This is a genomic window from Pseudomonas sp. 14P5.3.2 (genome assembly GCF_057799175.1).
In genome coordinates this window covers 1-22,962 of the sequence record NZ_JBYOKU010000037.1, presented here as the reverse complement: position 1 = coordinate 22,962, position 22,962 = coordinate 1, and the positions used below count along the sequence as shown (strand labels likewise).

Genomic DNA, 22,962 nt, shown 5'->3' with positions numbered 1-22,962 from the left:
CTCAACGGCGCAACGCTGGCGGCACCACTGGCTCGCGACTCAACGTGACCGTCGCGAACGGATCAAGCAATTGCGCGGCGTAGTCACGGGGAAAATCCGGGCGGCTGCCAATTCCCAGATCACCCTGGCGGATCTGATAGTCCGGGGTGTAGAAACCGGTGCCCAACAGCCAGTCCCACAGCGTAAAAAACAGCCCGAAATTGACGTCCCCGGCCCGCCCGTACTTCATGTGATGAAAGCGGTGCAGCGGCGCCCAGGCGAAAATCCAGCGCAGTGGCCCCATGCGGATATCGACATTCGAGTGCTGCAAGAGCAGTTGAATGGCAACGGCAAACGCCAGTAACGCCGCGACCTGCGAGGGAATGCCCAGCACCAGCAACGGTAGCAGCCCCGACGTCGCTTCCAGCAGTTGATGCAGCGGATGTTTCATCAAACCGTTGAAACCATACAGTCGCTCGACACTGTGATGCACCGCGTGCAGCCGCCATAGCCACGCCACGCGATGGCTGGCGTAATGCATCAGGCTGATCCCGGCGTCGGCAATGAATATCGCCAGCGCCAGCTGCAGCCATAACGGCCACTCCCGCGGCCATGCGCCGTCAATCGCAAAAAGCGTTACCAGGCCCGGCAATGCCAGCAGGCCCAGTGCATTCAGTGCTTCGTTGACTAATGCGTGCAGGATGTCGCGGCGCCGGTCACCGGCCGGATGGTTCCAGCCCGGCTCATAGGGCAGCGACCATTCGGCAACAAACGAAACGAGCAGCGCGCTGACAAACAGCGGCAACAAGCACAACGTCGACACCTCCGACACCCAAACTCCGAACCCGATGAATCCGCCCCAGAACACTGGCGCGTACAACCCGGCAACCCTGCGTTTCATGTGCACCTCCGTTGATCGAAGGCACAGCATGCGAGCGCGCGGCGAACGGCAATTGAACAAACGACGCAATCGAACAAGGCCAATTAAGGGTGAATTAAGTTGCGCTGGTTAGTCTGGCCCCACTGAAACAGATCAACCCCATTCGATACCCAAGGAACGAAACGATGAAAACTTTGACTGCCCTGTTCACCGCCGCTGCTCTGACCCTGACCGCTGGCCTGGCCCAGGCTGATGTGCGCGTCGACCAGATCCCGCAACTGGTGAAGGAAGGCAAGATCAAGTCGCTGGAGTCGATGAACGCCGAAGCGCTGAAACTGCACCCGGGTGCGACCATCACCGACACCGACCTGGATAACCACTTCAACGGTTACGAATACGAAGTCGAGCTGAAAACCGCCGATGGCAAAGAGTTTGACGTCGACTTCGATGCCACCACCGGCAAGGTTCTGAGCAACAAGCAAGACACCTGATACACCGCCACCCGAAAGCCGCACGATCACCGATCGTGCGGCTTTTTTGCGTCCGTTTGCCGGCAAATCACGCGGATGCAGCCTGAAGGGATGCCAAAACCGCCATCAGACCGCTAGTATGGCCCCCAATCAATCAACCAACGCAGCCGGGAACGATGGCATGGGGCAGAGCAAAGCAACAGACATCGCCACCATCGGGCGGATTAGCGCGGTGCCGGCCATCCTTCAGGTGATCCGCGAACTGACCGGGATGCGTTTTGCCGCCGTGGCGCGGGTCACCGAGGACTCGTGGACCACGTGTGCGGTGCTCGATCAACTGGAATTCGGCCTGCAAGTCGGCGGCGAACTGGATGTGGTCACCACCCTGTGCCACGAGATCCGCCAGTCACATGTCTCGGTGGTGATCGACAAAGCCAGCGAAGACCCGCTTTACCGTGATCACCACACCCCGCGCCTGTACAAATTCGAGAGCTATATTTCGGTGCCGGTGTTCCGCACTGACGGACGGTTCTTCGGCACCATCTGCGCCCTCGATCCGATCCCGGCGCAGCTCAGGTCCAGCACCATCCAGAGCACCATGGAGTCTTTCGCGCGGATGCTCGCGTTGCAGATCGAAGCAGAAGAAAACGCGCAACGCACCGAAACAGCGCTGTTGCAGGAGCGCGAAACCGCCGAGCTGCGAGAACAGTTCATCGCCGTGCTCGGCCATGACTTGCGCAACCCGTTGTTCGCCATCAGCGCCGGCGCCGAAATGCTTCTGCGCAAGCACCCGGATCCGGCCATCGAGGTGCGGGTGCGTAATATCCTCGGCAGTGCGCAACGGGCGACGCGGCTGGTGGATGACGTACTCGACTTTGCTCGCGGACGATTGGGCAAAGGCATTCCGGTGGATATCCAGCCCTGCACGGACCTGACCGAAGCGGTGCAGCAGGTGGTGACGGAGATCCGCAACGTGCATCCCGGACGTACGATCAGTGCGTCCATTGGCGACTTGCAGGGTGTGCGCTGCGACCGTGGACGGATTGCCCAGCTGCTGTCGAATCTGCTGGCCAATGCCGTGGCCCATGGCGACCCGACCGGGGATATCGAAGTCATCGCTCAGGTCGAGCAAGGTGCGTTGATGCTGGCGGTGAAAAATCAGGGGCATATTCCCGATGCGGTCCTGCCGCACCTGTTCCACCCCTACTCGCGCCCTGCCGGCAGCGCGCCCCAGGCCGGCCTCGGGCTGGGTCTGTACATCGCCAGCCAGATCGCCCAGTCCCACGGCGGGCGCTTGCATGTCGCGTCCACCGCCCAAAGCGGCACGCTGTTCACCTTCAGCCTGCCCACTGCCTGAAAAGCACACCTTGGATCCCTGTGGGAGCGAGCTTGCTCGCGAAGCTGTTGTGTCTGCCACACATGAGGCGACTGGCACACCGCTTTCGCGAGCAAGCTCGCTCCCACATTGGTTCTGCAGTGGTTCGCAGTTGTCAGGCCGACGTGCTGACCAGCGAACCCGAGCTGCTCGACCCGGAATCCTGCAACGCCTGCAACAACGCCGCCGTCGCGGTCTGCAACGACGCCGAGGTGCTGGAGATTTGCGACTCGGCGGAGGCCACGTCGGCAGCCTTGGCATCAGCGTCTTCCTGCTTGGCCTGAGCCGCTTGCAGCGCCTGCTGCTGTTCCTGCAATTGCTTTTGCAGCTCGGCGATCTGCTTGCGCAGTTCTTTCACCGAATCCGACTCACCGCTGCTGTCGGAACTGCTGTCGCCCGCCGGAGCCGCGCCCCCGCCGGCCGCCACTTTGCTGGTATCGGCACTGACGCCCGCGCTGCTGGTTGCACTGGTTGAGGTGTCGTCACTGGCGTCGCTGATCTTGGTTTTGCTGGTGGCGGTGGTGACGGTCTGATTGATTGAAACAGAGGTGATGCTGACCATGGGATGGCTCCAATGCCGGTTATAGATAACCGGCCATCGGCGGCAGTCGCACGGATTTGAGATCGACTGTGTACCGACTCGGTAACCGAACCGGTACACGTCGGCTGACGTCAGGCGCTCAGGCGCGCGGTGACTTCATTGAGTTGCCCGGACAGGCCATGCAGGTTCTGGCTGGCGCTTTCGGTGCGCTGCACGCTGTTGAGGTTGGTGCTGGCGATCGAGGTGATCTCGGTCAGGTTGCGCGAGATGTCTTCGGCCACCGAGGTTTGCTCTTCGGCAGCAGTGGCAATCTGGCGGTTCATGTCGCGGATCGCTTCCACGGCGTGGGTGATGCGCTCCAGCATGGCGCCGGCCTGGGTCACTTGCTCGACACTTTCGTCGCTGCGCGTCTGACCGCTTTCGATCGCTTGCGCCGCGTCCACGGCACCGGTCTGCACGTTCTGAATGATCTGGTTGATCTCGATGATCGACTCCGCCGTACGCTGCGCCAGGTTGCGCACCTCGTCGGCGACCACCGCAAAACCACGCCCGGCCTCGCCGGCCCGTGCCGCTTCAATCGCTGCGTTGAGCGCGAGCAGGTTGGTCTGTTCGGCGATGCCGCGAATCACTTCCAGCACCTTGCCGATGCGCCCGCTGTCGGCTTCCAGACGACGGATCACCTCTGCGGTGTTGGCGATTTCGCCACGCATCCGGGTGATGCTGTGGATGGTGCTCTGCATGACCTTTTCACCCTGCTGGGCGGACTGGTCGGCATCGTCGGCAGCCCGCGCCGCATCGGCGGCATGCCGGGCCACTTCCTGGGCGGTGGCGGACATTTCGTTCATTGCCGTGGCCACCTGATCGGTGCGGTTGAACTGCTCGTTGGTACCGCCGGCCATGGTTGTAGCGATGGCGTTCAGCTCGCCGCTGGCGCTGTCCAGATCACTGGCGCTGCGTTGCAGTTGGGTGAAGGTTTCGGCGAGAAAATCACGCAGGGTATTCGCCGCAGCGGCAAGGTTGCCCAACTCGTCCTGACGGTCGTTGGCGACGCGTTCGGCGAGGCGCCCACGGCTCAATTGGGTGACGTAATCGATCAGCTTGCGGATCGGGTCGATCAGGTTGCGGTTGACCAGCCACAGGCTCAGCAAACCGATCAGCAGACCGGAACCGAGCATCACCAGAATCCCCAGCAACACAGTACGGTCGGCGCTTTCGCTGATGCTGGCCGACAACACATCACCCTGCTTGCGCAACTCGGCCACCAGTTCGCTCATCTGATCGCTGGTGGCGCGGTCCACGCCTTTGACGGCGCTGTCGCCAGCCGTTGGATCGCCACCGGCAGCGACGTAGGCATCGCGGCCTTTCTGGTAGGCGCTGCCGAGTTGGCGGTGCTCTTCACGCAGACGTTCGATGCGGGTTTTCAGCGCCGGCTCAAGGCCTTTCTGGCCGGCCAGTTCACCGAGAATGTTCTGCACATCGCGCTGACGATCTTCGAACTGGCCCCAGTACTTGGCCAGGTCCGCCGGTTGCTTGCCGCGCAGCAAGACGTTTTTCCATTCCTGCACCTGCACCTTGAATTGCAGGTTGGCCTCGTCGATCAGTTGCGAGGTGTGCAACGGGCCGGCGATCAACTGGCTGTAGTTCTGCACGCCGTTGGACAGGAAGTGAAAGCAGGCCAGTGCGATCAACAGCATCGCCAGCAGGCTGCCGCTCAGCAGGGCGAGAATTTGTGCTCTCAGGGATTTTTGCAGCATCGCGAGATACTCAGGACAGGGATGAGGCACGCCCGGTAAGGCGTGGAATTTTGCCGGACATCCGTGTCGGCGAGCCTTGGCTCATGGCCAAGCGCGCGCAACGTAACCTAAGCGTGATCGGCGTACCAGAGCGCTTCTTGAAGAAAATCCGACCATTGGTAGGTGAATTAAGAGACTGTGATCGACCATGGCACAGGGTGGGAGCGGGCTTGCTCGCGAAAGCGGCGTGTCATCCACATCATCACTCAATGATCATCCGCATTCGGGAGCAAGCCCCCTCCCACAGGATTGCCGGTAATGATCACGATCACTGTCATTTTGCAGTCACACAAGCGTCATGCGTGATTGCGATGATGCGGCTCAGTGAACCTGCCATTCCGCGACCGACACCCCCTCCTCGCAGCGAGCCTCCATGAATCACAGCCTCGATATCAGTCATCGCGATCCTGATTTGTTCGGTTTGCTTTACGGCTTCCGTTTTCGTCCCGGTGAACGTGGCCGCGAAGTCGACTCAGCGACCGCCCTGCGTTGTCTGCAAGACGACAGCGACAGTGATGAATTCCTCTGGCTGCACCTGAACCTGGCGCACGCCGCGTGCGAGCGCTGGATGAAAAGTCATCTGCAATTGCCCGAAGAGTTTTTCGAGGCGCTGCACGAAGGTTCGCGTTCGACACGCATTGAGCACGTCGACTCGGCGTTATTGGCAGTGGTCAACGACGTGGTGTTCAACCTCAGCAGCATGGTTTCCTCGGACGTGTCGACGCTGTGGGTTTGCGTGCGCAGCAAACTGATCGTCAGCGCACGCCTGCAACCGCTGCACTCGGTGGACAAATTGCGTTCGTCGGTGAAGGCCGGCGAATGCTTTCGCTCGCCGTCGGAACTGCTGGTGCACTTGTTGCGCGATCAGGGCGAAGTGCTGACGCAGATCGTGCGCAAGACCAGCATGAGCGTCGATCAGGTCGAGGACGAATTGCTCTCCTCACGCCTGTCGACCAACCGCGCCGAACTCGGCGCCAATCGTCGGGTGCTGGTGCGCCTGCAACGGCTGCTGGCGCTGGAGCCGGGTTCGCTGCTGCGCCTGCTCAACCGTCCGCCGCCGTGGCTGCAGAAGGAGGACGTCAAGGAGCTGCGCAAATCCACCGAGGAGTTCGCGCTGATCATCAACGACCTCACCGCCCTCGGCGAGCGCATCAAACTGCTCCAGGAAGAAATCGCCGCCAACCTCAACGAACAGAGCAACCGCACCCTGTTCACCCTGACCGTGGTCACGGTGCTGGCGCTGCCGATCAACATCATCGCCGGTTTCTTCGGGATGAACGTGGGGGGCGTGCCGCTGGCAGGTGATCCGGAGGGGTTCTGGATTCTGGTGGCGCTGGTGGTGACGTTTACCGCGATTGCCGGGCGTTGGGCGTTTCGCAAACGTGGGGATTACTAACCACCAAACTTGATGTCCAGCACAGTTCCCCTGTGGGAGCGAGCTTGCTCGCGAAAACGGAATATCAGGCACCATCATTGTTGAATGACACACCGCTTTCGCGAGCAAGCTCGCTCCCACAGGGATCTGCTTCAGCCTTCAGATCAGTGGTGGAGCTAAAAACCCAAACACTGACCTGCCGCAGTCTCTCTGTAATATTTAGCAACGATCATGACCGACACTCCTTCCCTCGCTCAGGATTGTCCGCTCATGGCTACTCCCTCCCTGACCGCCGCCCGCCCCACGTCCGCCCACGGCGGCCGGCCGGCACTTGATAAAAAACCCGGGCCGTTCACTTACGTGGTGTTCTTCGCGGTGCTCGCCATGGGGATGCTGTTCACCGCTTACAGCCTGATGCACGACATGCATGAGCTGGGCACCACCGTCACCACCTGGACCCCGTTTCTGCTGCTCGGCGTGGCGCTGCTGATTGCGCTGGGCTTTGAGTTCGTCAACGGTTTCCACGACACCGCCAACGCGGTCGCGACAGTGATTTACACCCACTCGCTGCCGCCAAATGTGGCGGTGGTCTGGTCGGGGTTCTTCAATTTCCTCGGGGTGCTGTTGTCCAGCGGCGCGGTGGCGTTCGGCATCATCGCCCTGCTGCCGGTGGAGCTGATTCTGCAGGTCGGTTCGTCCGCCGGTTTCGCGATGATCTTCGCCCTGTTGATCGCGGCGATCCTGTGGAACCTCGGCACCTGGTGGCTGGGCCTGCCGGCCTCCTCTTCCCACACGCTGATCGGTTCGATCATCGGCGTCGGCGTCGCCAATGCCTTGATGCACGGGCGCGACGGCACCAGCGGCGTGGACTGGGCGCAGGCGACTAAGATCGGTTACGCCCTGCTGCTGTCGCCGTTGGTGGGCTTCGGCTGTGCGGCGCTGTTGCTGCTGGCCATGCGTGCCTTCATCAAGAATCGCGCGCTGTATAAGGCGCCGGAAGGCAACAACCCGCCACCGTGGTGGATTCGCGGTTTGCTGATCGCCACCTGCACCGGCGTGTCGTTCGCCCACGGCTCCAACGACGGGCAGAAAGGCATGGGCCTGATCATGCTGATTCTGGTCGGCACCTTGCCGATGGCCTACGCCTTGAACCGCACCATGCCGGCCGATCAGGCGTTGCAATTCGCTGCCGTCGCCGAAGTCACCCAGCAAGCGCTGGTGAAAAATACCCCGCTGCCAGCCCCGGTCGATCCGCGCCCGGTGCTGTCCGATTACGTGCGCAGCAAGCAAGCCACCCCGCAACTGATCCCCGCCCTCGCCGCCCTCACCGGACACATTGGCGAAGAGGTCAAAGGCTATGGCTCGCTGTCGAAAGTCCCGGCCGAAGCCATGGGCAACGTGCGTAATGACATGTACCTGGCCAGCGAAAGCATCCGCCTGATGGACAAGAACAAGGTCGGCAACTTCGACGCCGACACCACTGACAAACTGCAGCTGTTCAAGCAGCAGATCGACAACGCCACGCGCTTCATTCCGCTGTGGGTAAAGATCGCCGTGGCCATCGCCCTGGGCCTCGGCACCATGGTCGGCTGGAAACGCATTGTGGTGACGGTCGGCGAGAAGATCGGCAAGACCCACCTGACTTACGCCCAAGGCGCCTCGGCGGAAACCGTGGCGATGCTGACCATCGGCGCGGCGGACATGTTCGGTTTACCGGTGTCGACCACTCACGTGCTGTCATCGGGCGTGGCCGGGACCATGGTTGCCAATGGCGGTGGTTTGCAGATGAAGACCATCCGCAATCTGCTGATGGCGTGGGTGCTGACCTTGCCGGCGGCGATTCTGCTGTCGGGCAGCCTGTACTGGCTGTTCACCCAGATTTTCTGACCCCACAAATCCCCTGTAGGAGCTGCGGCACGCTGCGATCTTTTGATCTTGTTTTTAAAAAGCAAAATCAAAAGATCGCAGCCTTCGGCAGCTCCTACATTTGGATTTGTGTTGTTGGCTAGAGCGTCGAACGAATCACCTCCCCCAACCAATCCATGAACACCCGCACCCGCAGCGGCAAGTGCCGTTGCCGCGCATACAGGATTGAAATGCCCATCGCCGGCGCCGTGAATTGCGGCAGCACAGTCAGCAGTTCACCATTGTCCAGATGCGGCTGCATGCCGGTGCGCGGCACCTGGATCAGGCCGAAACCGCCAAGGCACGCCGACTCATAGGCATCGGTGCTGTTGACCGTGACACTGCCGGCCATCGGCAGGCGCCGCACCTGTCCGTCCTGTTCATACACAAAGCCTTCGGAACGCGACCCGAGCACGCCGACGTAATGCACCAGCCGATGCTGCGCCAGATCCTCCAGCGTCTGCGGTACGCCATGGCGTTCGAGGTAAGCGGGGCTGGCGCAGTTGATCATCGGAAAGTCGCCCAGATGCCGCGCCACCACCGACTGATCCGGCTGCGCGCCAATGCGCACCACGCAATCGAAGCCCTCGCTGAGCAGATCGACGCGGCGGTCGGTGCTGCTGATCTCCAATTCCAGATTCGGGTGGCGCGCCATGAACTCAGGCAGCAGCGGCATGATCAAGCGGCGCGAGAGAATGTTCGGCATGTCGACGCGAATCCGCCCGATGAGCGATGCCGGATCCTGACGAAACAGACCCTCGATCTCGTCCATGTGCGACAGCAGATCCTTGCTGCGTTCGTACAGCACCAGGCCGTCCTGAGTCGCCTGCACTTTGCGCGTGGTGCGTTGCAGCAAGCGTGTGCCGAGTAGGGTTTCCAGGGCCTGAACGTGCTCGGACACGGTCGAGCGTGGCAGCCCGAGACTCTCCCCGGCGAGGGTGAAACTCGACAGTTCGCTGACCCGGACGAAGGTGCGCAGCAGTTCCAGTTTGTTCATCAGGACACCCGTTGATTGTTCGGCGGAGTCGATCAGTGATTCCGGTTTCAGTCTGTTTATCACCCAATGGCGGATAAATAAACTTTGCTCATCACCACTCACCGCAATCGAGGATTTCACATGAGCCGCAAAATCGCATTGATCACCGGCGCCAGCCGAGGCCTTGGCAAGAACGCCGCACTGCACCTCGCCGCGCAGGGCGTGGACATCATCGGCACCTACAACAGCCGCGCCGATGAAGCCCAGGCACTGGTTACAGAACTGGAACAACGCGGCGCCAAAGCCGTGATGCTGCAACTGGACGTCGGCCGCAGCGAAACCTTTGCCGATTTCGCCTCGCGGGTTGCGCAAGCGCTGCAGCAACTGGAGCGTCCGCGCTTCGACTTCCTGATCAACAACGCCGGGATCGGTGTCCACGCGCTGTTCGCCGAGACCACCCCGGAACAATTCGACCTGCTGATGAACATCCAGCTCAAAGGGCCGTTCTTCCTGACTCAGCAACTGCTGCCGCTGATTAACGATGGCGGGCGCATCATCAACATCTCCAGCGGCCTCACCCGCTTCAGCCTGCCGGGCTACGCTGCCTACGCGGCGATGAAAGGCGCGATGGAAGTACTGACCCGCTATCAGGCCAAGGAGCTGGGCGCGCGGCAGATCGGCGTGAACATTCTCGCGCCGGGCGCGATCGAGACCGATTTTGGTGGCGGCGCGGTGCGCGACAACGCGGCGTTGAACGCGATGGTCGCGAGCAACACCGCACTGGGTCGCGCCGGGCAACCGGATGATATTGGTGGTGCGTTGTCGATGTTGCTGGCGCCGGGCGCGCAGTGGATCAACGGGCAGCGAGTCGAGGCATCGGGCGGGATGTTCCTCTAAACCCAAACATTGTGGCGAGGGAGCTTGCTCCCGCTGGGGTGCGAAGCGCCCCCCAAAACCGGCCAATGCGGTCTGACAGACAGACCGCGTTTATCGGGTTTACGACTGCTGCGCAGCCGAGCGGGAGCAAGCTCCCTCGCCACAGGTTGTGTTCCAGACTTAAGCAGCACGGGCCATCAATAACCGCTCGCGCACCACGTCATACCCCCAGTGATACACATAGGTGTATGGCAGGAAAAACAGCAGCACGCCGATGTCCAGCAAGAACGCCTGCCACAGGCTGACCGACAGCCACCAGGCAATCAGCGGCACGCCCATCACGATCAACCCGCCTTCAAACAACAGCGCGTGGACCACCCGCGTCCAGGCGTTGTGCGCGACGTTCAGGCGCTTGAGCATGCGGTCGAAAAAACCGTTGAACAGCACGTTCCACGCCAGCGCCAGCAGAGCAATCAGCACGGTTACGGCGCCCATGTCCAACAGCGGCTTGTCCATGATCCACGCCAGCAACGGCGTGCAGATCAGGATCGCCAGAAACTCGAAACCGATGGCCTGAAAGATACGTTCAACAATGGATTTGTTAGCCGTCATGGCCTGACTCCTTGAGTGAAGAAGGTTGCCATGATCGGCCCTCACACCGATACTTCATAACCAATAACCATCGATCAAGGCGATAGTTCATGGCTTCGCAAGAAGTGCTGCTGGCGTTTGTCCAAGCGGCCACTCAAGGTTCGTTTTCGGCGGCGGCGCGCAAACTGGGGCGCAGTCAGTCGACCATCAGTGCGGCAGTGGCTAGCCTGGAGATCGATCTGGATCTGGTGCTGTTCGACCGCAGCAGCCGCAAACCGACGCTGACCCCGGCCGGTCATGTGATGCTGCAACGGGCCGAGGCGATTCTGGCGGCCACCAGTCGTCTGCAAATGACCGCGCGGCAACTGGCCGAAGGCGTCGAGCCGAAGCTGACCGTGGCGATTTCCGACACCTATCAATCGGCACGTTTCGAGGCGGCGCTGGTCGGCTTCGAACAGCGCTATCCGGATCTGGAACTGGAATGCCTGATCGCCGAGTGCGACGACCTGATCGAGTTGGTCCAGCGTGGCCGCGCGCACCTGGCGTTTGCCGAAATGCAGGACACCTATCCGCCGGATCTGGTGACCTCGACCGTCGCCGAGCGCACGGACCTGGCGCTGTTCGTCAAACGTGATCATGTGTTGACCGGCATCGAATGTGTCGACCAGCAAGTGCTGGAGCAGCATCGCGAGTTGCGCCTGGCGACCATCGTCAATCCCTATGACAGCCGGGCGAAGGGCCGGGTGTGGTCGGCGCCGAGTTACCTGATGCTGATGGAAATGGCGGAAATGGGTTTCGGCTGGGCGGCGTTGCCGCGCTGGCTGGTGGCGCGCTTCGGCAACGACACGCTGGTGGAGTTGACGGTGCGTGGCTGGCCGCGGCCGGTGTATGTCGATGCATTGTGGTCGCGGACTTATCCGCCGGGGCCGGCGGGAAGTTGGCTACTGAGCAAGATGCTGGAATAGGTGGTGCGCCCCTTCGCGAGCAGGCTCGCTTCCACAAGGATTTTGTGAACACCACAGATCCAATGTGGGAGCGAGCCTGCTCGCGAAAGCGATCGGTCAGGCCGCTGCAATGTCCACCGGCCGATTCTCCTGAAAATACCCCTGCAACCCACGCATCGCCGGCAACTCCAGCGCCTGCGCCGCATAGCACAAGCCGACCCGGCGAGTCGGCGCCGGCAAGTGCAGCGCACGTACCACCACCCGTGCATGCCCGCTGACGAGCGACTGCGGCAACATCGCCACGCCGACACCCGCCGCGACCATGTGCAGCGCCTGCTGCAACGAGCCGGCATGCCCCGCCACCGCCTCCGGCGAACGTCCGTACAACGCCATCAAGCGCTGATGCGACGGATGTTGCGGGCAGGTGATCCAGTCTTCAATCGGCGCCCATCCGGCCTGCGCCACCGCCATCGGATGCTCCAGCGGCAGCGCCATCACATAGGGTTCTTCCCACAGCGGCAGGAACAGTTCGTCCTCGCAGCACATCTCCTCCACCGCCAGCCGCCCGTCACCGTGACAGCCCTCCTCCAGCGTCAGCAGCAGATTCGGCAAGGCCTGATGGGCCATGCGCACGAAGGCTTCGATGTGGCTGGCGGCGATGTCGCCCTCGATGCCCAGGGTCAGCGGCGCACGGTTCTCGCCGCCGCGAAACATCCGGCTCAAGGCTTCGGCCTCAGCGACCATGCGCCGCGCCTGCGGGTACAGCAACCGCGCCTCCGCGCTGACCTCGACCCCACGCGGTTGACGCACGAACAGCGTCGCGCCGAGTTCTTCTTCAAGCTGCCTGATGGTCACCGACAGGGTCGGCTGACTGATGAACAAGCGTTGTGCCGCTGCGGTGATATTGCGTTCTTCGAACACCGCGAGGAAGGCTTTGAGGTGACGGATATCCATAGGTGATTCCGATGACAGACAGAGGAATAAGGCATTTTTCAGCCGAGAACGCGCTAAATATACTGCGCCCAGCATTCAGTCATTTGATTTTCTTATTTCAGGAGTTCACGTATGAGCAAGCCCTTGATCATCATCACCGGCGCCAGTTCGGGGATTGGCGCAGCCGCCGCCCGCCGTTTCAGCGCTGCCGGGCATCCGTTGCTGCTGCTGGCGCGGCGTATTGAACGCCTGGAGGCACTGGAGCTGCCGAACAGCCTCAGCCGTCAGGTCGACATCACTGATCGCACCGCCCTGCTCGCGGCAGTCGCCGAAGCAGAAGCAGAGTTCGGCCCGGCCGACGCGCTGATCAATAACGCCGGCGTAATGCTGCTGGGGGCGATGAGCGAGCAGGATCCGGCGCAGTGGGAGCAGATGCTCGACGTCAATGTGAAGGGTCTGCTCAACGGCGTGCATGCCGTCGTCGCCGGGATGGTCGAACGCAAGCACGGTACGATCATCAATGTCAGCTCGGTGGCCGGGCGCAAGACTTTCCCGAATCACGTCGCGTATGTCGGCACCAAGTTCGCGGTGCATGGTTTGTCGGAAAACCTGCGCGAAGAACTGGCGCCGCACAACGTGCGCGTGACCACCATTGCACCGGGTGCGGTGGAGACCGAATTGCTCAGCCACACCACCGATGAGGCGATCAAGACCGGCTATCAGGCGTGGAAGCAGGAGATGGGCGGCACGGTATTGAGTGCCGAGGATGTGGCGACGGCGATTGCCTATGCGTATGAGCAGCCGCAGGGCGTGTGCATTCGCGAGATCGTGCTGGCTGCGACCCGGCAGCAGGCCTGATGGTTTGAGGTCGGCTGCACTGGCCCCTTCGCGAGCAAGCCCGCTCCCACAGTTGGAACGCGGTCAACTGTGGGAGCGGGCTTGCTCGCGAAAGGGCCGGCACTGCGAATGAACATCTCGGATCAATCCAGTTCGCGAAGCCGCCCCTCGATAAACCGCCGCTCCGGCTCCTGCCGGGTCAGCTCCAGGACACGCAAATAAGCCGCCCGCGCCTGCTCCACCCGACCCAACTGCCGACAAAACTCCGCCCGCGCCGAATGTGCCAGGTGGTAATCCTGCAACTCGCCGCGATCCAGGATCCCCTCGATCAGCGTCAGCCCCGCCAACGCCCCATCGCGCTTGGCCACCGCCACCGCACGGTTCAACTCGATCACCGGCGACGGCGACGCCCGCAACAGCACGTCATACAGCCCCACTATCTGCTGCCAATCCGTTTCCGCCGCTGACGGCGCTTCGGCGTGCACCGCCGCTATTGCCGCTTGCAGACAATACGGCCCGAAGCGTCGGGTGGTCAGCGCCCGCTCCACCAGCGCGCAGCCTTCGGCGATCAACCCGGCATCCCAGTGCGAACGATCCTGGTCATCCAGCAGCACCAGTTCACCACTGGGCGAAGTGCGCGCCGGCCGACGTGACTCGTGCAACAGCATCAGCGCGAGCAAGCCCATGACCTCCGGTTCCGGCAGCAGCTCCATCAGCAACCGCCCGAGCCGAATCGCCTCGCGGGTCAGCTCTTCACGCGTCACCTCCGCCCCCATCGACGCCGAATAGCCTTCGTTGAACACCAGATAAATCACCCGTAGCACGCTGTCGAGGCGCTCGGGCAACTCGCTCAGGCTGGGGACTTGATAAGGGATTTTCGCATCACGAATCTTGGCCTTGGCCCGCACGATGCGCTGGGCAATCGCCGCCGGTGCCGAGAGAAACGCGCGGGCGATTTCCTCGGTGGTCAGGTCGCAGACTTCACGCAGGGTCAGCGGCACTTGCGCATCCGCCGCCAGCGCCGGGTGACAGCACGTGAAGATCAGCCGCAGGCGGTCGTCTTCCACGTCTTCGCCACTCCAGTCGGCCTGCTCCAGTTCTTCGAGCTGCGCCAGCAACAGCGGCTGCGAGGCCTTGAAGCGGGCACGGCGGCGCAATACATCAATGGCCTTGAAGCGCCCAGTGGACACCAGCCAGGTACGCGGATTGTCCGGCACACCATCGCGCTGCCAGCGCTCGACCGCGACGAAGAACGCCTCGTGCAAGGCTTCTTCGGCGAGGTCGAAATCGCCGAGCAGACGAATCAGCGTCGCCAGAATCCGCCGCGAGTCTTCGCGATAGACCTGCTCGACCCGCGCCCGGACGTCAGACATTCAACTGCCGGACCGGGCGCACTTCGACGCTGCCGACCCGGGCCGCCGGAATATGCCCGGCGACCTGAATCGCTTCGTTCAGATCCTTGGCGTCGATCAGGTAAAACCCGGCCAGTTGCTCCTTGGTTTCAGCGAACGGGCCATCGGTGATCGACAGCTTGCCGTTGCGCATACGCACCGTGGTCGCGGTCTGCACCGACTCCAGCGCTTCGGCCGCGACCATCCGCCCGCTGCCCTGAATCGACTCGGCGTAGGCCCAGCATTCGGCGTCTTCCGGGCTGTCGGGCGAGGTGTGCAGCAGGCGCTCATCGCTGTAGACCAGGCATAGATACTTCATGGTTTTCTCCTGAATCGAACGGATCAACTATGGCTGAAGATCAGGGCTGCACATCGAACAGCGTGGCGCCGCTCATCGGATCGAACGGTGCCGTCCATGTTCGTGGGCACATCCTTAGTCGTTCGGTCGACGTGCTGATCGACAGGCCAAACAAATAAATTGCGCCGGACACAAAGTCGCTAGAATCCGAGGCTCATCTTTTGTAGGAAAAAGGAAATTCCCGTGTCAGCCCAACTCGTGCCGTACGACAGCCTGAACGCCTTGCAGCGTCAGCAAGTCGAGGCGATTGAAATTCATCCCGAGCAGATCAAATTCTCCGGCGACATTCACGGCGCGTTGCACACGCTGCTGTCCAAACCCGGTCCTGGCGTAAAGGGTTTCGCGCTGCTGGCCGATCAGGTGCCGGTGGCGTTTCTGCTGCTCAAGCGCCCGCCCGTGCTGCCGGCCTGGGCCAATGAACACAGCGCCACCCTGCACGCCTTGCAGGTCGATCACCGCGCGCAAGGCAAGGGTTACGGCAAGGCCTGCCTGCAAGCGCTGGCCGACGTGGCACGCGAAGCATGGCCGGAGATCAAGGGGCTGGAACTGTCGGTGGACGCCGATAACGACGCGGCGATTGCGCTGTACGCCAGATACGGTTTCGTCGACAGCGGCGAAGCGTACAAGGGCCGGATCGGGTACGAGCGGCGCATGGGGCTGTTTTTCTAAAATCATCAAGGGATGCACGACGATGTTACGGCCTGCCCACGACCGAAAAAAGTACGTGATCCCCTTGTAGGAGCTGCCGCAGGCTGCGATCTTTTGATCTTGATCTTCTTAACAGCAAGATCAAAAGATCGCAGCCTTCGGCAGCTCCTACAGTTTTGAATGGTGTTGGCTTATAGGGTCAGGATCATCTCGTGCCACGCCATCCCGCCATGGTCTGACTCCGACGGCTTGATATAGGCAAAGCCAAACCCGGCATACAGCGGAATGTGCTTCTCTTTGCACATCAGATGAATCGTCGCTTTATCCATCCCGCGCATGCGCTCGATGAAGTCGGCCATCAGCCGCTTGGCCAGGCCCTGCCCCTGATAGTCCGGGTGCACCACCACCGACATGATCACCACGTTCGGGCCCTTCGGATCATGGCCGATCAGTTCCTTGAACGCCTCGTCCGACATCTGCACCTCAAACGCCGCGCCCGAGTTGATGAAACCGGCGACCACGCCGTCCACTTCGGCGACGATGAAACCCTCTGGCCAAGTGGCAATGCGCGTGGCGATCTTTTCGCGGGTGGCGGCTTCATCGCCTTCGTAGGCAACGGTTTCGATGGCGTAGCAGCGATCCAGGTCGGCGGCGGTGGCGTTGCGGATGACGGTGTTCATGGCAGCTCGAAAATCAGCGGAGAAAAGTGCGCAAAGCATAAAGGAATAAGGTGTTCATATCGATCCGCACGGGCGGCGTAAAGCCTGCGTATAAGCGCTTTTCTTCGTGCGGACGGCGAGCTATTTCTGCGGTGTGTCTCTGATCACCCTTGAGGGGAACCGCTTATGAGCAGCGTTGAAATCGGCCTGTTGATGGTGTTGGGCATCAGTACCTTCGGCTTTATCACCCTGGGCATTGACCTGTTGCGGGCGCGACGGGTGGGCAAGGGTAAACGCGGTTGAAAACATGAGGCGGATCAGTGATCCGCCTCATGTTTTATGGCTCAGGCCTTGGTATCGACCGGCACGCAGATTTCCAGTTTGCCGGTGTGCAGTCGCGGATTGAAATCGGCGCTGTAGCGTTCCAGCTCCGGGGCATTCAGTTCCACGTAGTGGGAGGTCGGCAGCCAGGTCTTGTAGATGTATTGCAGGGTCTGCGGCAACTGATCGAGCGGGCCCTTGTGCTCGAACACCGCGTACTGCCGGGGCAGCACTTCAACCCACTGGTAGATCTTCTGGTCGAGGTCATCAAGCTTGCTGATTTCCACCCCGGCGATGTAATCAAAGCCACCCTTGCCGTCGAAATTGCTGCAGACGCCGTAGGTCACTTCGTTTTTTTGTCCCTGTATCTTTCCCAGGTGCGGCAAGAACTTTTCCCACAGCGCGGGGATGTCCTTGGCGGTGTCCTGGGTAAATCGACCACGAAATCCTGCGATCAGCAGGAAGTGTCCATGTTCGAAGCGAGGTTCAGCCACTTCGACGCGTTTTTGCTCATCCATGACTCGACTCCTGGAACAAAAGAAGGGGTTCGGCTGCTGAGTATAGAAGCCAAACCCGATTCGCAATGTTACAGGGCGTGCAACTGGTCGGCGGCCCCGGAGCCAACGAACTCGTTATAACCGGATACGATCACGTAAACCGCGAAATAGCAGAAGATCGCCGCCGATGCCATGTAGGAATAGCGCAACAGCTTGTCACCCAGCAGCTTGCCGCCGTGGCTCGCGGCGAAGCACAGACCGGCCGACCACAGCAGCCCGGCGCAGAGGAAACCGCCGAGGAACAACGCCGAGCTCAGCGGGCCGCCGCCACCGGAGCGGGCGATCAAGGTGCCGCCAACCGCGGCGAACCACAGAATCGCGCTTGGCGAGGACATGGCGAGGAAGATCCCGCGAAAGAACTCCTTGCGATGCGAGTTCTGCCCCACTTCCGCCGTCGCCGCCAACTGCGCCTCGTGGTGAATAGCCGAATAGATCATCTTTGCCGCAAAGTAGATCAGCAGCGCCGACCCGCCGATCCACAGCACCCAGCGCACGATTTCGTACTGCAACAGCACGGTCATCCCGGCCAGCGCCAACACCGCGTAGATCAGGTCGCCGACGCAGGTGCCGAGGCCCAGCGCGAAGCCCTGAAAGTATCCGCGCTGCATCGCCAACGTGATCATTGCGATGTTGGCCACGCCGATATCCAGGCACAGCGAGAGGCTCAGCAAGAAGCCGCTGGTGAATTCCATTAAGCATTTCCTTGGAAAAATTATTGTCGTGCACGCTGGACAGTCCGCCATCGCTGCCCTTATCTTCCGCCACAGGTCACCGCAGTGACCAGCGTCGCTCGGACGGTTCCGGGCGCTTACGTTATCCGAGGCAACAATGGCTGAACAAGGTTCGCCGCGCCGCTTTGCGCGCATTGATCGACTCCCCCCTTACGTTTTCAACATCACCGCCGAGCTGAAGATGGCCGCGCGGCGTCGTGGTGAAGACATCATCGACTTGAGCATGGGCAACCCCGACGGGGCCACACCGCCGCACATCGTCGAAAAACTGGTGCAGGTTGCACAGCGCGAAGACACCCACGGGTACTCCACGTCCAAGGGCATTCCGCGCCTGCGTCGGGCGATTTCCAACTGGTACAAGGAACGCTACGCGGTCGATATCGACCCGGAAAGCGAAGCCATTGTCACCATCGGTTCCAAGGAAGGCCTGGCGCACTTGATGCTGGCGACCCTGGATCAGGGCGACACGGTACTGGTGCCGAACCCGAGCTACCCGATTCACATCTACGGCGCAGTGATTGCCGGCGCCCAGGTGCGTTCGGTACCGCTGGTGCCCGGCGTAGACTTTTTCGCTGAGCTGGAACGGGCCATCCGTGGCTCGATCCCGAAACCGAAGATGATGATCCTCGGCTTCCCGTCCAACCCCACCGCGCAGTGCGTGGAGCTGGATTTCTTCGAACGGGTGATCGCCCTCGCCAAGCAGTACGACGTACTGGTGGTGCACGACCTGGCCTACGCCGACATCGTCTATGACGGCTGGAAAGCCCCGTCGATCATGCAGGTGCCCGGCGCCAAGGACATCGCGGTGGAGTTTTTCACCCTGTCCAAAAGCTACAACATGGCCGGCTGGCGCATCGGTTTCATGGTCGGCAACCCGGAGCTGGTCAACGCGCTGGCGCGGATCAAGAGCTACCACGACTACGGCACTTTCACTCCGCTGCAAGTGGCGGCGATTGCCGCGCTGGAAGGCGATCAGCAATGCGTGCGCGACATCGCCGAGCAGTATCGCCAGCGTCGCAACGTGCTGGTCAAAGGCCTGCATGAGCTGGGCTGGATGGTCGAGAACCCGAAGGCTTCGATGTACGTCTGGGCGAAGATTCCCGAAGCTTATGCGCACCTCGGTTCGCTGGAATTTGCCAAGAAGCTGCTGGCCGAGGCCAAGGTCTGCGTCTCGCCGGGGGTGGGTTTTGGTGAGTATGGTGATGATCACGTGCGCTTCGCGCTGATCGAAAACCAGGACCGGATTCGTCAGGCAGTGCGCGGGATTCGCGGGATGTTCCGGGCGGATGGATTAGCACCGAAAGCCGTCTGACAACACGTCACACTGTGGGAGCGGGCTTGCCCGCGAATGCGGTGGTTCAGACAACATTGATGTCGACTGACACGACGCCTTCGCGGGCAAGCCCGCTCCCACAGGGGTAATGTATTGAGCCTGATACCGTCACCCACAAAAAAACCGCATCGCTGCGGTTTTTTTGTGTCTGCAAGAAGCTGCTTAGACGAACAGCGACAACAGCAGGATAAAGCCCAACGCAACCACCGACAGGATGGTTTCCATCGCGGTCCAGGTCTTGAAGGTTTCGGCCACGGTCATGTTGAAGTACTGCTTCACCAGCCAGAAACCGGCGTCGTTCACATGGGACAGGATCAGCGAGCCGGCGCCGGTGGCCAGCACCAGCAGTTCACGGTTGACGCCCGGGATCATCCCCACCACCGGCACCACGATGCCCGCGCCAGTGATGGTCGCCACGGTGGCCGAACCGGTGGCGATACGAATCACCGCCGCCACCAGCCACGCCAGCAGGATCGGCGAGATCTGCGCGCTGACCGCCATGTGGCCGATCACGTCGCCCACGCCGCTGGTCACCAGCATCTGCTTGAAGCCACCACCGGCACCGATGATCAGGATGATCGCGGCGGTCGGCGCCAGGCTCGCGTCCAGCCACTTGAGGATCTGCTGCGAACCGATGCCCTGCTTGTGGCCAAAGGTGTACAGCGACAGCAGCAACGCCAGCAGCAGTGCGGAGATCGGGTGACCGATCATGTCCATCCAGGTGCGGAAGAAGTGACCGTCCGGCAGCGCCACGTCAGCGAAGGTTTTCAGCAGCATCAGGAACACCGGCAGCAGCACGGTGATCAGGGTGATGCTGAAGCTTGGCAGCTTGGCCGACTCGTCGTTCTCACGGGCCAGTTGATCGACCAGGTCCTGATTCGGCGTGCCGGGAATATGCTTGGCAATGAACGTACCGAAGATCGGACCGGCAATGATTGCGGTCGGCAGCGCGACGATCAGACCGTAGAGAATGGTCTTGCCGATGTCGGCGCCAAATACCCCGATCGCCAGCAGCGGGCCCGGGTGCGGGGGCACCAGACCGTGTACCGCAGACAGGCCAGCGAGCAGCGGGATACCGATCTTGATGATCGACACACCGGTACGCCGGGCGACGATGAACACCAACGGAATCAGCAACACGAAGCCGATTTCGAAGAACAGCGGAATACCCACCAGGAACGCGGCGAACATCATCGCCCACTGGACCCTTTCCTTGCCGAAGGCGCGGATCAGGGTCTGGGCGATCTGATCGGCACCACCGGATTCGGCCATCATTTTGCCGAGCATGGTGCCCAGCGCGAGGATGATCCCGACGAAACCGAGCACGCCACCGAAGCCGTCCTGGAACGCCTTGATGATGGTGCCGATCGGCATGCCGGACGTCAGGCCGAGAAAGGCAGCGGCAATGGTCAGGGAGATGAAGGGGTGAATCTTGAACTTGGTAATCAGGACAATCAGCCCGATTACCGTGACCACTGCATCAAGCAGCAGAAACGTGTCGTGGGACATGCCAAACATTGGGGGTGTCTCCTGGCTTGTTGTTGTTATTAAAGCGGGTTGAACAGAAATCGTGAGGACTGCGCTATCTGCATGAACACACTCATACCGCCTGTTTCAGACCATGGGCCTGCCACCAGACGTGGGCTTGCGCGGCAAGCTCTTCAACACTGTGGATCGAAGCATTCAGCGCCAGGGTCAGCGGCTCGCCGACCGGCGATTCGAGGGTGGCGAACTGGCTTTCGATCAGCGTCGCCGGCATGAAGTGGCCCGGGCGATGCGATACACGGTCGGCGGCCACTTCCGGGGTCAGCTCCAGGAACACGAAGCCCAGGCCCGGCAAGGCACTGCGCAGCACTTCGCGATAACTGTGTTTGAGGGCCGAACAGGTCAGCACCGGACGCTCGCCAAGGGCGTCGACACGGCGCAGTTCATCGCACAGGCTGTCGAGCCAGCCGGCACGGTCGTCGTCGTTCAGGGGGATCCCCGCGCTCATCTTTTCGATGTTGGCGGCCGGATGAAAAGTATCGCCTTCAATGGCAGTGGCGCCGCTCAATTGGCACAGGGCCTCGCTGACGCACGTCTTGCCGCAACCGGCAACGCCCATGATGACCAGGGCGGTGATGGGATGACTCATATAACACCTCAGCGCGCAGACAGCGCTACCTTTGCTAGCTATGACTCTAGTGCACAGGCAGAAGTTGCCGACGCCTTCTTGTCGTTTTTTTGGGTTGCAGCAGGTTTGCGCCCCAACGCCAAAAAGCGAGATCAGGCAGGACCTCGCTTACGCATTTGCAGCTGCATCAGGACAGCGCTACCTTAGTGCCTTGATTTTTGTTTGGCAAGCCGCCCGATGACCACCCCTAAAAACGATAAAAACACTCGCACCACCGGCCGTCCCACCCTTAATGAAGTTGCCCGCCTCGCCGGCGTGAGCCCGATTACCGCCTCTCGCGCTCTGCGCGGAGTCAGCACCGTGGCCACCGAACTGGTGGAAAAAGTGCAGAAAGCCGCGCTCGAACTCAACTACGTGGTCAACCCTGCCGCCCGCGCACTGGCCTCGGCGCAGAGCCATTCGGTGGTGGTCCTGGTGCCGTCGCTGTCCAACCTGTTGTTCATCGATACGCTGGAAGCCATTCATCGGGTACTCACGCCCAAGGGCTTCGAAGTGCTGATCGGCAACTTCCACTACTCACGCGATGAAGAAGAAAACCTGTTGCGCAACTACATGGCCTATCAGCCGCGCGGTTTGCTGCTGACCGGCTTCGACCGCACTGAAAGTTCGCGGCGGATGATCGAGGCCAGCAACATTCCCTGCGTGTACATGATGGAACTGGACAGCGCCGCCGGGGTGAATTGCGTGGGTTTCTCCCAGCTCAATGCCGGCGAAACCGCTGCCGAACATTTGCTCTCTCGTGGGCGCAAGCGTCTGGCCTACATCGGCGCACAACTCGATCAGCGCACTTTGTTGCGCGGCGAAGGTTTCCGCAAAGCCCTGCAAAAGGCCGGTCGCTACGACCCGGATCTGGAAGTGCTGACCCCACGTTCCTCGTCTGTTGGCCTGGGCGGTGAGCTGTTCCTGCAACTGCTGGCGGCGCATCCGGATGTCGATGCGATCTTCTTTGGTAACGACGACCTCGCGCAGGGTGCGCTGCTGGAAGCGTTGCGCAACGGGATCAGGATCCCCGAGCAGGTGGCGATTCTCGGCTTCAATGACTTGCCGATGTCCGAGCACATGGTGCCGCGCCTGAGCAGCATCAACACCCCGCGCGAGGCAATCGGCCGGCGTGCGGCGGAGCAGATGTTGACGTTGATGGCCGGCAACAGCGTGGCGCGACCGGTTGAGGATATGGGCTTCGAGTTGAAGATTCGCGAGAGTACCTGACCCCTGAAATCCCTCGGATGGTCACAAATGCCAAGGTGAAACCCAATCTCCCTGTGGGAGCGGGGGTGGTTGGGGGGGAGGGGGGGGGGGGGAGGGAAAAAACAACT

At 61.4% G+C, this 22,962-nt stretch carries 23 protein-coding genes and 1 pseudogene; 11 read left to right on the top strand and 13 right to left on the bottom strand.

The window, feature by feature from the left end; all coding sequences use genetic code 11:
* Position 1: 1 nt before the first annotated feature.
* Complete coding sequence (locus AC27VU_RS23875) at positions 2-880, bottom strand: sterol desaturase family protein (RefSeq protein ID WP_488725037.1); 879 nt, start codon at positions 878-880, stop codon at positions 2-4.
* 164 nt (positions 881-1,044) lie between these two features.
* On the opposite strand from AC27VU_RS23875, the gene AC27VU_RS23870 reads away from it, so the two are divergent.
* Entirely contained in the window at positions 1,045-1,350 is a 306-nt protein-coding gene (locus AC27VU_RS23870; protein WP_007963131.1) for a PepSY domain-containing protein, read from the top strand.
* 160 nt (positions 1,351-1,510) lie between these two features.
* Positions 1,511-2,686 carry a GAF domain-containing sensor histidine kinase gene (locus AC27VU_RS23865; protein ID WP_488725036.1) on the top strand — a complete coding sequence of 392 codons (1,176 nt, stop codon included), beginning with the start codon at positions 1,511-1,513 and terminating at the stop codon, positions 2,684-2,686.
* A 133-nt stretch (positions 2,687-2,819) separates the two neighbouring features.
* Here the strand turns inward: AC27VU_RS23865 and AC27VU_RS23860 are convergent, their stop codons facing one another.
* Entirely contained in the window at positions 2,820-3,266 is a 447-nt protein-coding gene (locus AC27VU_RS23860) for a hypothetical protein (RefSeq protein ID WP_003227342.1), read from the bottom strand.
* 110 nt (positions 3,267-3,376) lie between these two features.
* Positions 3,377-4,999 (bottom strand): methyl-accepting chemotaxis protein, encoded by a 1,623-nt coding sequence (locus AC27VU_RS23855; RefSeq protein ID WP_400507380.1) that lies wholly within the window; start codon positions 4,997-4,999, stop codon positions 3,377-3,379.
* Positions 5,000-5,411: 412 nt separating this feature from the next.
* Here AC27VU_RS23855 and AC27VU_RS23850 point away from each other — a divergent pair, with 412 nt between their 5' ends.
* The 3 genes and pseudogenes from AC27VU_RS23850 to AC27VU_RS23840 all read left to right on the top strand — a co-directional run bounded on the left by AC27VU_RS23850 (position 5,412) and on the right by AC27VU_RS23840 (position 8,300).
* The gene (locus AC27VU_RS23850) at positions 5,412-6,434 is read left to right on the top strand and encodes a transporter (RefSeq protein ID WP_103486050.1); all 1,023 of its coding nucleotides are present in this window, start codon (positions 5,412-5,414) and stop codon (positions 6,432-6,434) included.
* Between the two features lie 32 nt (positions 6,435-6,466).
* Positions 6,467-6,556 (top strand): annotated as a pseudogene (locus AC27VU_RS23845) (metal ABC transporter ATP-binding protein); the annotation flags it as partial.
* Between the two features lie 127 nt (positions 6,557-6,683).
* Positions 6,684-8,300, top strand: coding sequence for an inorganic phosphate transporter (locus tag AC27VU_RS23840; RefSeq protein ID WP_115989069.1), 1,617 nt, complete (start codon positions 6,684-6,686; stop codon positions 8,298-8,300).
* 118 nt (positions 8,301-8,418) lie between these two features.
* On the opposite strand, the gene AC27VU_RS23835 is transcribed toward AC27VU_RS23840, so the two are convergent.
* On the bottom strand, positions 8,419-9,315 hold the full coding sequence (locus AC27VU_RS23835) for a LysR family transcriptional regulator (RefSeq protein WP_488725035.1): 897 nt from the start codon (positions 9,313-9,315) through the stop codon (positions 8,419-8,421).
* A 120-nt stretch (positions 9,316-9,435) separates the two neighbouring features.
* On the opposite strand from AC27VU_RS23835, the gene AC27VU_RS23830 reads away from it, so the two are divergent.
* The gene (locus AC27VU_RS23830) at positions 9,436-10,191 is read left to right on the top strand and encodes an SDR family NAD(P)-dependent oxidoreductase (RefSeq protein ID WP_400507373.1); all 756 of its coding nucleotides are present in this window, start codon (positions 9,436-9,438) and stop codon (positions 10,189-10,191) included.
* Between the two features lie 159 nt (positions 10,192-10,350).
* Here AC27VU_RS23830 and AC27VU_RS23825 read toward each other — a convergent pair whose 3' ends face one another.
* On the bottom strand, positions 10,351-10,782 hold the full coding sequence (locus tag AC27VU_RS23825; protein ID WP_201136792.1) for a multidrug/biocide efflux PACE transporter: 432 nt from the start codon (positions 10,780-10,782) through the stop codon (positions 10,351-10,353).
* 89 nt (positions 10,783-10,871) lie between these two features.
* On the opposite strand from AC27VU_RS23825, the gene AC27VU_RS23820 reads away from it, so the two are divergent.
* On the top strand, positions 10,872-11,726 hold the full coding sequence (locus AC27VU_RS23820; RefSeq protein WP_103486046.1) for a LysR family transcriptional regulator: 855 nt from the start codon (positions 10,872-10,874) through the stop codon (positions 11,724-11,726).
* Between the two features lie 96 nt (positions 11,727-11,822).
* Here the strand turns inward: AC27VU_RS23820 and AC27VU_RS23815 are convergent, their stop codons facing one another.
* Positions 11,823-12,659 carry a LysR family transcriptional regulator gene (locus tag AC27VU_RS23815; protein WP_488725034.1) on the bottom strand — a complete coding sequence of 279 codons (837 nt, stop codon included), beginning with the start codon at positions 12,657-12,659 and terminating at the stop codon, positions 11,823-11,825.
* Positions 12,660-12,770: 111 nt separating this feature from the next.
* On the opposite strand from AC27VU_RS23815, the gene AC27VU_RS23810 reads away from it, so the two are divergent.
* Positions 12,771-13,496, top strand: a complete 726-nt coding sequence (locus AC27VU_RS23810) for an SDR family oxidoreductase (RefSeq protein WP_400507368.1) — start codon at positions 12,771-12,773, stop codon at positions 13,494-13,496.
* A gap of 122 nt (positions 13,497-13,618) precedes the next feature.
* Here the strand turns inward: AC27VU_RS23810 and AC27VU_RS23805 are convergent, their stop codons facing one another.
* Positions 13,619-14,848, bottom strand: coding sequence for an RNA polymerase sigma factor (locus tag AC27VU_RS23805; RefSeq protein WP_488725033.1), 1,230 nt, complete (start codon positions 14,846-14,848; stop codon positions 13,619-13,621).
* On the bottom strand, positions 14,841-15,185 hold the full coding sequence (locus tag AC27VU_RS23800) for a YciI family protein (RefSeq protein ID WP_003227360.1): 345 nt from the start codon (positions 15,183-15,185) through the stop codon (positions 14,841-14,843). The genes AC27VU_RS23805 and AC27VU_RS23800 overlap by 8 nt, the downstream gene beginning before the upstream one ends.
* Positions 15,186-15,407: 222 nt before the next feature.
* Here AC27VU_RS23800 and AC27VU_RS23795 point away from each other — a divergent pair, with 222 nt between their 5' ends.
* Entirely contained in the window at positions 15,408-15,893 is a 486-nt protein-coding gene (locus tag AC27VU_RS23795; RefSeq protein ID WP_103486042.1) for a GNAT family N-acetyltransferase, read from the top strand.
* 170 nt (positions 15,894-16,063) lie between these two features.
* Here AC27VU_RS23795 and AC27VU_RS23790 read toward each other — a convergent pair whose 3' ends face one another.
* The 3 genes from AC27VU_RS23790 to AC27VU_RS23780 all read right to left on the bottom strand — a co-directional run bounded on the left by AC27VU_RS23790 (position 16,064) and on the right by AC27VU_RS23780 (position 18,101).
* Positions 16,064-16,552: a GNAT family N-acetyltransferase gene (locus tag AC27VU_RS23790; protein ID WP_488725032.1), complete on the bottom strand. Its 489-nt coding sequence runs from the start codon at positions 16,550-16,552 to the stop codon at positions 16,064-16,066.
* A 323-nt stretch (positions 16,553-16,875) separates the two neighbouring features.
* On the bottom strand, positions 16,876-17,370 hold the full coding sequence (locus AC27VU_RS23785) for a GyrI-like domain-containing protein (protein WP_003227370.1): 495 nt from the start codon (positions 17,368-17,370) through the stop codon (positions 16,876-16,878).
* Positions 17,371-17,438: 68 nt separating this feature from the next.
* The gene (locus AC27VU_RS23780; protein ID WP_262142121.1) at positions 17,439-18,101 is read right to left on the bottom strand and encodes a LysE family translocator; all 663 of its coding nucleotides are present in this window, start codon (positions 18,099-18,101) and stop codon (positions 17,439-17,441) included.
* A 136-nt stretch (positions 18,102-18,237) separates the two neighbouring features.
* Between AC27VU_RS23780 and alaC the strand changes: the two genes are divergently transcribed.
* Complete coding sequence (gene alaC, locus AC27VU_RS23775) at positions 18,238-19,452, top strand: alanine transaminase (protein WP_003227374.1); 1,215 nt, start codon at positions 18,238-18,240, stop codon at positions 19,450-19,452.
* A 183-nt stretch (positions 19,453-19,635) separates the two neighbouring features.
* On the opposite strand, the gene AC27VU_RS23770 is transcribed toward alaC, so the two are convergent.
* Positions 19,636-20,991 (bottom strand): GntP family permease, encoded by a 1,356-nt coding sequence (locus AC27VU_RS23770; RefSeq protein ID WP_201136783.1) that lies wholly within the window; start codon positions 20,989-20,991, stop codon positions 19,636-19,638.
* Between the two features lie 82 nt (positions 20,992-21,073).
* Positions 21,074-21,607 carry a gluconokinase gene (locus AC27VU_RS23765; protein WP_003227379.1) on the bottom strand — a complete coding sequence of 178 codons (534 nt, stop codon included), beginning with the start codon at positions 21,605-21,607 and terminating at the stop codon, positions 21,074-21,076.
* 216 nt (positions 21,608-21,823) lie between these two features.
* On the opposite strand from AC27VU_RS23765, the gene gntR reads away from it, so the two are divergent.
* Entirely contained in the window at positions 21,824-22,855 is a 1,032-nt protein-coding gene (gntR, locus tag AC27VU_RS23760) for an HTH-type transcriptional regulator GntR (RefSeq protein WP_045122601.1), read from the top strand.
* Positions 22,856-22,962: the final 107 nt, after the last annotated feature.